Genomic DNA, 11,914 nt, shown 5'->3' with positions numbered 1-11,914 from the left:
CGCTTACTTGGTGGAGATGTCGATGTCGCCGAAGTACTTCTGGCCGAGCGACTTCACCGTGCCGTCCGCCTTCAGCTTGTCGATCGCCGCATCGAGCTTCCCCTTCAGCGCGTCGTCGCCCTTGCGCAGGCCGAACGCGATCCCGCTGCCGAGAATCCGGTCGTCGCGCACCGGCTGGCCGACGAACGCGAAGCCCTTGCCGTCCGGGCGCGACAGGAAGCCGCGCTGGCCGGCCGGCGCGAGCACCAGCGTCGCGTCGAGGCGGCCCGACACGAGGTCGGCATACACCTGGTTCTGGTCCTGGTACGCGACGATCGACACGCCGGCCGGCTCCCAGTGCGCCTTCGCGTAGGTTTCCTGGATCGACGCCTGGAGCACGCCGACGCGCTTGCCCTTCAGCGCTTCCGGCGTCGGCAGCAGGCCGCTGCCGGTGCGCGCGATCAGCTGCGTCGGCACGCGGTAGATGATCGTCGTGAAGTCGATCGCCTGGCGCCGCTGCTCGGTCGCGTTCATCGCCGAGTTGATCGCGTCGAACTTGCGGCCCTGCAGCGCGGGAATGAGCCCGTCGAACGACGTCTCGACCCACTTGCACGACAGCTTCGCGGTCTGGCAGACGGCATTGCCGACGTCGATGTCGAAGCCCTGCAGGTCGCCGTTCGGCGCCTTCGACTCGAACGGCGGATATTGCGCCTCGAGGCCGAAACGCAGCGTTTGCCCGTCGGCCGATGCCGCGCCGGAGCCGAGCGCGCACGCGAATGCGAGCGCGAGTTTGAGGGTGTGTGCATGCTTCATCGTGATCTCCTGGCTGGCCGGTCGGCGCCGCGCTTCGGCACGTGCGCCGGTCCCGTCCGTGACTTTCGGTGCGACGTACACGTCGCCTGCTTGGGTGCGGGCCGCGCCCGCGATTACAGCTAACGCAACCGCCGCGCGCCCTCGATCAGCGTCGCGTCGTCCTTCGAGAAACTGAGGCGGATCACACCCGCGTCGGTGCCGTCGGTGTAGAACGCCGACAGCGGAATCGTCGCGACGCGCGCATCGCGGATCAGGCGCAGCACGAAGTCGCTGTCGCGCTCGTCCGAGAAGTGGCGGAACCGCGCGAGCATGAAGAACGAGCCTTCGCTCGGCAGCAGCTCGAAGCGCGACCCGGCCAGCTCGCGCGCCAGCAGGTCGCGCTTGGCCTGGTAGAACGCCGACAGGCCGAGATAGCTTTCCGGCCGCGCGAGGATCTCCGCGAACGCGACCTGCATCGGCGTATCGGCCGAAAACACCATGAACTGGTGCACCTTGCGGATCTCGTCCATCAGTTCGGCCGGCGCGACGCAATGCCCGACCCGCCAGCCCGTCACGTTGAACGACTTGCCGAACGACGACACGATCACGCTGCGCTCGGCCAGCTCGCGGTGACGCGCGACGCTCTGGTGCTGCGCACCGTCGAACACGACATGCTCGTAGACCTCGTCCGACAGCACCACGATGCCGGTATCGCGCGTGAGCTGCGCGAGCCGTTCGAGATCGTCGGCGGAGAACACGGTCGCGGTCGGGTTGTGCGGCGTATTGACGACGATCATCCGCGTGCGCGGCGTGATCGCGGCGGCCACTTCGTCCCAGTTCACGCGGAAATGTTCGGGCGACAGCTTGATCGCGACCGGCGTCGCGCCCTGCATCCGCACGATCGGCGCATAGCTGTCGAACGACGGCTCGAAATAGATCACTTCGTCGCCCGGATGCACGAGCGCGCTGATCGCCGCGTAGAGCCCCTCGCTCGCGCTCGCGATCACCGTGATCTCGGTGCCCGGGTCGTAGCGCGTGCCGTACAGCGCCTCGGTCTTCTCCGCGAGCCGTTCGCGCAACGACGCGAGGCCGGCCATCGGCGCGTACTGGTTGTGGCCGTCGCGCATCGCGCGCGCGACGCCGTCGACGAGCGCCGGATCCGGCGCGAAATTCGGCGCGCCCTGCGACAGGTTCAGCGCATCGTGCTGTGCGGCAAGCTGGCCGATCACCGTGAAGATCGTCGTCCCGACGTCCGGCAGTTTCGAACGGGGCCTGGTGGCGCTTCGCATGAGTTCTCCTTCTGATGTCCTTCGGGCCGGCTCGTGCGATGCGCGCGGCCGGTCTCATCGGGGATGATTTAGCCCGAGCCAATATCGGCGGACAACCGAAAGTTCGTCATGGCGGCCATGCGTTTTTCTCATGAGCGGCCATACGCTTGGCTCGACGCCAAGGCCGAGTGACCGGCAATGCATGCGAATCGGGCATTTCCCTGGACGCGCGCGGCCACGCCGCGCGTCACGCGCCCGCGGCCGCCAGGTAGGCGCTCAGCACGGCGTGCAACTCGCCGCGCAACGCCTCGAGGTCCAGTGCCGGCCCGAGCGTGAGCAGCGCCTGGGAGACGCCGCCGTAGCAGACCGCATGCGCCATCCGGGCGATCCCGTCGAGCCGCGCGGCCGGCGGTGGATCGGCGGCCTGCGCGAGCGCGTCGCGCCACAGCGCGACATAGGCGTCGTAATGGCGCCGATACGCGGCGAGCGGCGACACCTGCCGCTCCAGCGCGAAGAACGCGCTCCACAGCGCGGCGTCGGCGCCGATCGCGTCGACCTGCAGGTCGGCGAGCGCGGCCGCGAGCTCGGCGCGCGGCGCGCCGCGCAACCCGTGCGCCGCATCGCGCAGCCGGTCGGCCAGCGCCAGCACGCGCCGGTGGATGCACAGCGCGGCGAGGCTCTGCTTGTCGCCGAAGTATTCGTAGAAGGTGCCGACGCTCACGCCCGCGACGGCCGCGATCTCGCGAATCGTCGCCTTCGCGTAGCCGCGCTCGAGCAAAAGCTGAACGAAGGCCTGCTGGAGCGCGTCGGACGTGGCCTGCGCGCGCGACTGGCGCGGCCGGCGACGCAGCGCGGGCGCGGGTTGCGCCGCCGGCTGGCCGGGCGGCGCCGGAACCTGAACATGTCGCGGCGGCATATTTGCTAATCTGAAATTCAGCGGAAACGCGTTTGACCGGCAGACCGCGACGCACGCGACCGGAGACAGCCCGATGACCGAATCGACCCGAGACGTCACGAACCAGTTCGACGAACTGGTCGACTATAACCTCTTCGCCACCGACGTCGCGCTGCGCGACGCACTCGCCCGCGCGGGCGCCGACTGGGCCGTGCCGCGGCTCGACGCGTACGGCGCGCGGCTCGGCAGCGCCGACACCGCACAGCTCGCCGACGAAGCGAACCGCCACGCGCCGGAACTGAACGCGTTCGACCGGCGCGGCCGGCGCATCGACCGAGTCGACTTCCATCCGGCCTGGCACACGCTGCTCGGCATGTACCGCAACGAAGGCTTCGTGTCGCTCGCGTTCCGCGACACGCGCCCCGGCCGCTGGGCCGCGACCGCGGCCGGCTTCTACCTGCACGGCCAGATCGAGGCCGGCACGCTGTGCCCGGCGACGATGACGCAGGCCGCGATTCCGGTGCTGCAGAAGGAGCCGGCGCTCTGGGGCCTGCTGCGCGACAGGCTGTACGGCGACGACTACGATCCGCGCGACGTGCCGGTCGCCGACAAGCGCTCGATCTGGTTCGGCATGGGGATGACGGAGAAACAGGGCGGCTCCGACGTGCGCGCGAACACGACGCTGGCGACCCCGGTCGGCGCGGGCGGGCGCGGCGGCGAATACCGGCTGCGCGGCCACAAGTGGTTCTTCTCCGCGCCGATGTGCGACGCGCACCTGGTCGTCGCGCGCACCGAAGCAGGCAGCCCGTCATGCTTCTACGTGCCGCGCTGGCGGCCCGACGGCACGAAGAACGCGGTCGAGATCCAGCGGCTGAAGAACAAGATCGGCAACCGCAGCAATTCGAGCAGCGAAATCGAGCTGAACGACGCATGGGGGATCATGCTCGGCGACGAAGGCCGCGGCATTCCGACCATCATCGAGATGGCCACCTACACGCGGCTGAACTGCGTGCTCGGCAGCGCGGCGATGCTGCGCCAGGGCGTCGTGCAGGCGATCGCGTACACGCGCCGGCGCCACGCGTTCGGCCGCGCGCTCGCCGAGCAGCCGCTGATGCGCACCGTGCTCGCCGACCTCGCGCTCGAAAGCGAGGCCGCGCTCGTGCTCGCGATGCGCCTCGCCGACGCGTTCGAGCGCGACGACGCGCCGCGCGAACGTGCGTGGAAGCGGATCGTCACGCCCGCCGCGAAATTCTGGGTCTGCAAGCGCGCGGTCGAGCTGACCGGCGAGGTGATGGAGGTGTTCGGCGGCAACGGCTACGTCGACGACGGCCCGATCGCGCGCCTGTTCCGCGAAGCGCCGGTCAACTCGATCTGGGAAGGCTCCGGCAACGTGATGTGCCTCGACGTGCTGCGCGCGGTGTCGCGCGAGCCCGACGCGGCCGCGGCGCTGCTCGCCGAACTGGCCGACCTCGGCGCCGGCGAACCGCGCATCCGCGCGGCGCTCGATACGCTGCGCGCGATGCTCGCGGCGCCGGCCGACACGCTCGAGGCGTCGGCGCGAGTGTTCGCGCAACGGCTCGCACTGGTCGCGCAGGCGTGCCTGCTGCGGCGCGACGCGCCCGCGTTCGTCGCCGACGCATTCGTCGCCACCCGGCTCGCCGCGCCCGACTGGGGCCGCATCGCGGGCGGCTTCGACCCGCACGCGCTCGACGTCGGCGCGCTGCTGCAGCGCGCGTACCCGGCCTGACGCGCCCGCTCGTCCTCCTCGCGTGGAGCCATGATGAACCTCGTCGCCGCCCTCGACCGCGCCGCCCGTGCGACGCCCGACAAGCCGTTCCTGATCCACGACGACACGGCGATCACGTACGCCGCCGCGCGCGAGCGTTCGCATCGCGCGGCGGCCGTGCTGAGCGCACTCGGCGTCGCGGCCGGCGACCGCGTCGCCGCGATGTGCCTGAACACGCCCGCGTTCGTCGACCTGATGTTCGGCGCGTGGCGGCTCGGCGCCGCGTTCGTGCCGATCAACCACAAGCTGCAGGCGCCGGAAGTCGACTACGTGCTCGAGCACAGCGGCAGCAAGGTGCTCCTGTTCGACGCGGCGCTCGCGCCGGTGCTGGCGCGCGTGATCCATCCGGTGCGGCGGCTCGTCACCGAAGGCGACGCCGCCGGCACGCCGAACTTCGACGCGATGCGCGCGGCGATGGACGGCGTCGCGGGCATCGAGCCGGCCGACGGCGACGTCGCGCAGATCCTCTACACGTCCGGCACGACCGGCCGCCCGAAAGGCTGCGTGCACAGCCATCGCGCCGTGACGCTCGCAGCGATGCAGGCGGCGCTCGCGACCGGCATCGGCCGTAACGAACGCACGCTGATGGCGATGCCGATCTGGCATTCGTCGCCGCTGAACAACTGGTTCGGCGGCACGCTGTACGCAGGCGGCACCGTCGTGCTGCTGCGCGAATACCATCCGCTGCGCTTCCTGCAGGCCGTCGAGCGCGAACGCGTGACGCTGTATTTCGGCGCGCCGGTGTCGTATACGCTGCCGCTCGACACGATCGAGCGCTTCGCGGCGTTCGACCTGTCGAGCGTGCGCGCATGGCTGTACGGCGGCGGCCCGATCGGCGCCGCGCAGGCCGAACGGCTCGCGCATGCGTATCGCAGCAACGCGTTCTTCCAGGTGTACGGAATGACGGAAACGGGCCCGGCCGGCACCACGCTGTATCCGGACGAACAGATCGCGAAGGCCGGCTCGATCGGTCGCCAGGGCGGCCCCGGCGTCGACCTGCGGGTCGTGCGGAGCAATGGCGCCGACGCGCTGCCGGGCGACACCGGCGAGATCTGGCTGAAGGCCGACAGCATGATGCTCGGCTATCTCGACGACCCGGCCGCGACGCGCGCCGCGTTCGCGCCGGACGGCTGGTATCGCACCGGCGACATCGCGCGGATCGATCAGGATGGCTACCTGTTCATCGTCGACCGGCTGAAGGACATGATCGTGACGGGTGGCGAGAACGTCTATTCGAAAGAAGTGGAGGACGTGCTCGACGCGCATCCGGACATCGCGGAAGCGGCCGTCGTCGGCGTCCCGCATCCGGAATGGGGCGAGACGGTCGTCGCGCACGTCGTGCTGCGCGCGAGCGCCGCGCCCGATGCGGATGCGCTGCGCGCGTTCTGCGGCGAGCGGCTCGCCGCGTACAAGATCCCGCGCGAATTCGTGTTCGCGGAAACGCTGCCGCGCACGCCGACCGGCAAGCTGCAGAAGTTCCTGCTGCGCACGCGGCGCGAGCGCGAGTAACGCCGAAGCCAAAGAAAAAGCCACCGGACCCGACGGCCCGATGGCTTTTTCGCACGCGATGCGGGACGGGGCATTGCGACGCCCCCGCCCGCGCTCACGCCATGCTTACTTGCCGCCGATGCTCTTCAGCGGCTTCCACTCGCCCTTCTCGACCTTGTACATCGTGATGCCGCCGTTCTTCAGGTCGCCCTTCGCGTCGTACGCGACGTGCGACGACGTGACGCCGGCCATGTCGGTCTTCGCGAGCACCGGCAGGTACTTCGCCGGATCGGTCGAATCGGCCTTCTTCATCGCGTTGAGCATCGCCATCGCGCCGTCGTACGCGTACGGCGAGTACGTCTGCACTTCTTCGCCGAAGCGCTTCTTGTACTTGTCGGCGTAGGTCTTGCCGCCCGGCATTTCTTCCAGCGGCAGGCCTGCCAGCGATGCGATCGTGCCGTCGGCCGCGTTGCCCGCGATCTTCAGGAACGTCGGCGTCTTCACCATTTCGCCGCTCATCAGCGGTGCGGTGATGCCGAGCGTCTTCATCTGCTTGACCATCGGCGCTGCCTGCGAATCCGCGCCGCCGTAGTAGACGAGGTCCGGCTTCGCGGCCTTCAGCTTGGTCAGGATCGCCTTGAAGTCGACCGCCTTGTCGTTCGTGAATTCGCGGTCGACGATCGTCGCGCCGCCGGCCTTCGCGGCCTTCTCGAACTGGTCGGCGAGACCCTGGCCGTAGGCCGTGCGGTCGTCGACGATCGCGATCTTCTTCATGCCGAGATCCTTCGACGCGAAGGTGCCCGCCACCGAGCCCTGCTGCGTATCGGACGTCATCATGCGGAAGGTCGTCTTGTAACCCTGCTGCGTGTATTCCGGCGCCGTCGCCATCGCGATTTGCGGAATGCCGGCGTTCGCGTAGATGCGCGAAGCGGGAATCGTCGTGCCCGAGTTGAAGTGGCCGAGCATGCCCTTGATGCCGTCGTCGACGAGCTTCTGCGCGACCGTCGTGCCGGTGCGCGGGTCAGCCTGGTCGTCCTGCGTCTCGAGCACGAACTTCACCGGCTTGCCGCCGATCTTCGGGCTGGTCGCGTTGAAGTCTTCCAGCGCGAGCGCGATCCCGTTCTGCATATCCTTGCCGTAGTGAGCCTGGGCGCCCGTCATCGGCCCTGCGTAACCGATCTTCACGTCATCCGCATGGGCCGTCCCCGCCAGCGACATGACGGCGACGAACGTCGCGCCTGCCAGCTTTTTCATCGTGTGTTGCATAGCTTCTCCTTGGTACCAGGGTAAATGGAGCGGCTTCGGGATCGCCTTGCCGCTTCCTTTGATTGATCCGAACGGCAAGGATGGTCAGCCGATCGTCATCAAATTCGCATTGCCGCCCGCCGCGGCCGTATTCACGCTCACCGAGCGCTCGGTCAGCAGGCGCTCGAGCGCGTAGTCTTCCGCGTCGCCGTTCTCGAACGCGCCCGCCGACACGCCCTGCACCGACACGATCGGGCCCGGCCGCTGCGCGACGTCCTTCACGAGCGTCTGCAGCTCGTCGCTGTCGCCTTCGAATAGCACCGCGTCGAACGGCGCGTCGGCCTGCTTGCGCACGGCCGCATGCGCCTTCAGCGCAGCCGGCAACGCGGCCACCAGCGCCTCGCCCGCGGCACCGGCGAACAGTGCGCGGTTGCCGGTCGCCAGCACCGCCGCGAACTGCGCGCGCGCACCGCTCGGCGTTGCCGCGACACACAGCACCGTGCCGCGCGGGCCGAGTGTATACGTGTTTCGCTCGCCGGTCGGGCCGGTCAGCACCGCGGTCGCACCGGCCGGCACCTGCGCCAGGTAGCCGTCGCAGCGTGCGGCCAGCGCCGGTTCGCGCTGCTCGATCAGCCAGTCGCGCAGCGCGGTCAGCGCCGTCGCCGGGTTGCTGCGCTGTTCGCCATCGACCGCGCCGTCCGCGATCAGCGTCTGCGCGAGCGAACGCGGCAGGCCCGACGGACGCGTCGCGAGCAGGCGCTGCAGGTACAGCGCGCCGCCGGCCTTCGGACCCGTGCCCGACAGCCCTTCGCCGCCGAACGGCTGCACGCCGACCACCGCGCCGATCACGTTGCGGTTCACGTAGATGTTGCCGACGTGCGCGTTCGAGATCACGTGCGCGATCGTCTCGTCGATCCGCGTGTGGATGCCGAGCGTCAGGCCGTAACCCGTCGCGCGGATCTGCTCGAGCAGCTTGTCGAGCTGGCTGCGGCGATAGCGCACGACGTGCAGCACGGGGCCGAACACTTCGCGCTTCAGCTCGTCGATGCTGCCGATCTCGATCAGCGTCGGCGGCACGAACGTGCCGTGCGCGCAGGCTTCCGGCGACGGCAGCTGCGTGACGGTGTGGCCCTTGTCCTTCATCGTCGCGACGTGCGTGTCGATCGTCTGCTTCGCTTCGGCGTCGATCACCGGGCCGACGTCGGTCGACAAGCGGTCCGGGTTGCCGAGCGCCAGCTCGTGCATCGCGCCCTTGAGCATCGTCAGCGTGCGGTCCGCGACATCGTCCTGCAGACACAGAACGCGCAGCGCCGAACACCGTTGACCGGCCGAGTCGAACGACGACTGCATCACGTCCGCGACGACCTGCTCCGCGAGCGCCGACGAATCGACGATCATCGCGTTCTGGCCGCCCGTTTCCGCGATCAGCGGAATCGGCTTGCCGTCCGGGTCGAGGCGCGCGGACAGCGTCTTGTTGATCAGGCGCGCGACTTCGGTCGAGCCGGTGAACATCACCGCGCGCGTGCGCGGATCGGCGACCAGCGCCGCACCGACGGTCTCGCCGGTGCCCGGCAGCAGCTGCACCGCGCCGGCCGGCACGCCGGCCTCGCGCAGCAGGCGCACGGCCTGGGCCGCGATCAGCGGCGTCTGCTCGGCCGGCTTCGCGAGCACCGTGTTGCCGGCCGCGAGCGCGGCGGCGACCTGCCCCATGAAGATCGCGAGCGGGAAATTCCACGGGCTGATGCAGACCACGGGGCCGAGCGGACGGTGCGTGTCGTTCGAGAATTCATCGCGGATCTGCGCCGCGTAATAGCGCAGGAAGTCGACCGCTTCGCGGATTTCGGCGATCGCGTTCGGCAGCGACTTGCCGGCTTCGCGCACGATCAGGCCCATCAGCGTGTGCATCTGCGCTTCGAGCAGGTCGGCCGCGCGCACCAGGCAGTCGGCACGCGCATCGACCGGCGTCGCCTGCCAGATCGGTGCGGCGGCGACTGCGTGCGCGAGCGCCGCGCTCACGTGTTCGGCCGTCGCCTCGCTGACCGTGCCGACGATGTCGCGCTGGTCGGCCGGGTTGCGCACGTCGCGCGCCGGGGCGTCGGCGAGCGCGTCGTCGGCGAGCATCGGCGCCGCGCGCCACGGATGATGCGCGCTCGCGAGCAGCGCGGACGACAGCGACGCGAGACGGTGTTCGTTCGACAGGTCGAGGCCCATCGAGTTGGGACGCTCGTCGCCATACAGGTGGCGCGGCAGCGGAATCTTCGCGTGCGGCGCGCCGAGCGGCACGACCTTCGACGCCTCGTCGACCGGATCGGCGACCAGTTCCTTCACCGACACGGTTTTATCCGCGATGCGGTTCACGAACGACGTGTTCGCGCCGTTTTCCAGCAGGCGGCGCACCAGGTACGCGAGCAGCGTTTCGTGCGTGCCGACCGGCGCGTACACGCGGCACGGACGGTTCAGCTTGTCGCGGCCCGTGACTTCCTCGTACAGCGGTTCGCCCATCCCGTGCAGGCACTGGAATTCGTACTGGCCCGGGTAGTAGTTCTGGCCGGCCAGGTGATAGATCGCGGCCAGCGTGTATGCGTTGTGCGTCGCGAACTGCGGGTAGACGGCGTCGGGTGCCGCGAGCAGTTTCTTCGCGCACGCGAGATACGACACGTCCGTATAGATCTTGCGCGTGTAGACCGGATAGCCTTCGAGGCCGTCGACCTGCGCGCGCTTGATTTCGGTGTCCCAGTACGCACCCTTGACGAGGCGGATCATCAGGCGGTGACGGCTGCGGCGCGCGAGGTCGATCAGGTAGTCGATCACGAACGGGCAACGCTTCTGGTAACCCTGCACGACGAAGCCGATGCCGTTCCAGCCCGCGAGTTCCGGATCGAAGCACAGCGCTTCCAGCAGGTCGAGCGACAGCTCGAGACGGTCGGCTTCTTCCGCGTCGATGTTCAGGCCGATGTCGTAGCGGCGCGCGAGCAGCGCGAGCGCACGCACGCGCGGCAGCAGCTCGCTCATCGTGCGGTCCTGCTGCGAGCGCGAGTAACGCGCGTGCAGCGCCGACAGCTTGATCGAGATGCCCGGGCCTTCGTAGATGCCGCGGCCGCCGGCCGCCTTGCCGATCGCGTGGATCGCCTGTTCGTACGACGCGTAGTAGCGCTGCGCGTCCTCTTCCGTCGTCGCCGCTTCGCCGAGCATGTCGTACGAGTAGCGGAAGCCGCGCGCTTCGTACTTGCGGCTGTTGGCCAGCGCCTCGGAAATCGTCTCGCCGGTGACGAACTGCTCGCCCATCAGGCGCATCGCCATGTCCACGCCCTTGCGGATCAGCGGCTCGCCGCCGCGGCCGATCAGGCGCGTGAGCGCCGACGAGAGGCCCGCCTCGCTGTTGGTCGTCACGAGCTTGCCGGTGATCATCAGCCCCCAGGTCGCCGCGTTCACGAACAGCGACGGCGCGTGGCCGACGTGCGAACGCCAGTCGCCCTTGCTGATCTTGTCGCGAATCAGCGCATCGCGGGTCGCGCGATCGGGGATCCGCAACAGCGCTTCGGCCAGACACATCAGCGCGACGCCTTCCTGGCTCGACAGCGAAAACTCGTGGATCAGCCCTTCGACGCCGCCGCCCGAGCTCTTCTCGCGCAGCGCCTCGACGAGCTGCGTCGCGAGCGTCTGCACGTCGGCCTGCAGGTTCGCCGGCAGGCGCGCCTGGCCGAGCAGGAACGGCACGCATTCCGGTTCGGGGCGGCGATACGCGGCCGTGATCGCCGCGCGCAGCACCGATTGCGGCTGCACGTTCTGGGCGAACTCGAGGAACGGATGCGGCGAGTTGTCGTCGTCACCGTCCGGCGTCTGGCCGTCGGCGAGCTCCGTCACGCCGCTGCTGCCCGACAGTTCGGGCGGCAGCTGGCCGTGCTCGATCCGCTCGAGGTACGCGAAGATCGCCTGCTTGATCAGCCAGTGGGGAGTGCGCTCGAGACGCGCTGCCGCGTCTTTCAGGCGCGAGCGGAGAAGGTCGTCGACTTTGACGCCAAGAGTCGTGCTTGCCATGGTGGGTTCGTGCGCCGGTGCGAGCCCGGCAATGTGGTGTGAGAGGATGCGCGAAATCCTACGGCACGCAATAAAAAGGTGCAACCGAATTAAGAGATTGGTTGCACCTCCAAGTTACTCAATATAATCAGCCACTTATAAGGTCGCAACCTAGGGGTTGCCCGTGGTCGGCGGATCGGTGTTTTCCCTGATCGAGGGCGAGTTGGTGCGCGTGGGCAACCTTCGGTGTACGCGGCGGAGGGGAAAGACGGGTTGCACTGGCCGGGTCGGCGGGTACCGCAGGCAGGTATGGAACGCGCCCGGCGGGGATCGCATGCCGCTCGGTGCGGGCGGCGGGGTTGGCGGGTTGGCGGGTTGGCGGGTTGGCGGGTTGGAGCGTTTGAGGGGTTGAGCCTCGACGGCTAGACGAATGGGCGGATGTGT

At 69.1% G+C, this 11,914-nt stretch carries 7 protein-coding genes; 2 read left to right on the top strand and 5 right to left on the bottom strand.

Going from position 1 to position 11,914, the window contains the following annotated elements; translation table 11 throughout:
- Positions 1-3 precede the first annotated feature (3 nt).
- The 3 genes from DIE16_RS25755 to DIE16_RS25745 all read right to left on the bottom strand — a co-directional run bounded on the left by DIE16_RS25755 (position 4) and on the right by DIE16_RS25745 (position 2,955).
- Complete coding sequence (locus tag DIE16_RS25755) at positions 4-792, bottom strand: ABC transporter substrate-binding protein (RefSeq protein WP_124571364.1); 789 nt, start codon at positions 790-792, stop codon at positions 4-6.
- A gap of 119 nt (positions 793-911) precedes the next feature.
- Positions 912-2,060 (bottom strand): pyridoxal phosphate-dependent aminotransferase, encoded by a 1,149-nt coding sequence (locus DIE16_RS25750; protein WP_124893663.1) that lies wholly within the window; start codon positions 2,058-2,060, stop codon positions 912-914.
- 226 nt (positions 2,061-2,286) lie between these two features.
- On the bottom strand, positions 2,287-2,955 hold the full coding sequence (locus DIE16_RS25745; RefSeq protein WP_124893662.1) for a TetR/AcrR family transcriptional regulator: 669 nt from the start codon (positions 2,953-2,955) through the stop codon (positions 2,287-2,289).
- 73 nt (positions 2,956-3,028) lie between these two features.
- Between DIE16_RS25745 and DIE16_RS25740 the strand changes: the two genes are divergently transcribed.
- Positions 3,029-4,681 carry an acyl-CoA dehydrogenase family protein gene (locus tag DIE16_RS25740; RefSeq protein ID WP_124893661.1) on the top strand — a complete coding sequence of 551 codons (1,653 nt, stop codon included), beginning with the start codon at positions 3,029-3,031 and terminating at the stop codon, positions 4,679-4,681.
- 33 nt (positions 4,682-4,714) lie between these two features.
- The gene (locus DIE16_RS25735; RefSeq protein ID WP_124893684.1) at positions 4,715-6,229 is read left to right on the top strand and encodes a class I adenylate-forming enzyme family protein; all 1,515 of its coding nucleotides are present in this window, start codon (positions 4,715-4,717) and stop codon (positions 6,227-6,229) included.
- 105 nt (positions 6,230-6,334) lie between these two features.
- Here the strand turns inward: DIE16_RS25735 and DIE16_RS25730 are convergent, their stop codons facing one another.
- Both DIE16_RS25730 and putA read right to left on the bottom strand, forming a co-directional pair.
- Positions 6,335-7,474: a branched-chain amino acid ABC transporter substrate-binding protein gene (locus DIE16_RS25730; protein WP_124486827.1), complete on the bottom strand. Its 1,140-nt coding sequence runs from the start codon at positions 7,472-7,474 to the stop codon at positions 6,335-6,337.
- 84 nt (positions 7,475-7,558) lie between these two features.
- Positions 7,559-11,491 carry a trifunctional transcriptional regulator/proline dehydrogenase/L-glutamate gamma-semialdehyde dehydrogenase gene (putA, locus tag DIE16_RS25725; protein WP_044849064.1) on the bottom strand — a complete coding sequence of 1,311 codons (3,933 nt, stop codon included), beginning with the start codon at positions 11,489-11,491 and terminating at the stop codon, positions 7,559-7,561.
- Positions 11,492-11,914: the final 423 nt, after the last annotated feature.

Origin of the sequence: Burkholderia sp. Bp9090, from assembly GCF_003857985.1 — a bacterium.
GTDB lineage: Bacteria > Pseudomonadota > Gammaproteobacteria > Burkholderiales > Burkholderiaceae > Burkholderia.
This window is presented reverse-complemented; position numbering and strand designations above follow the sequence as displayed.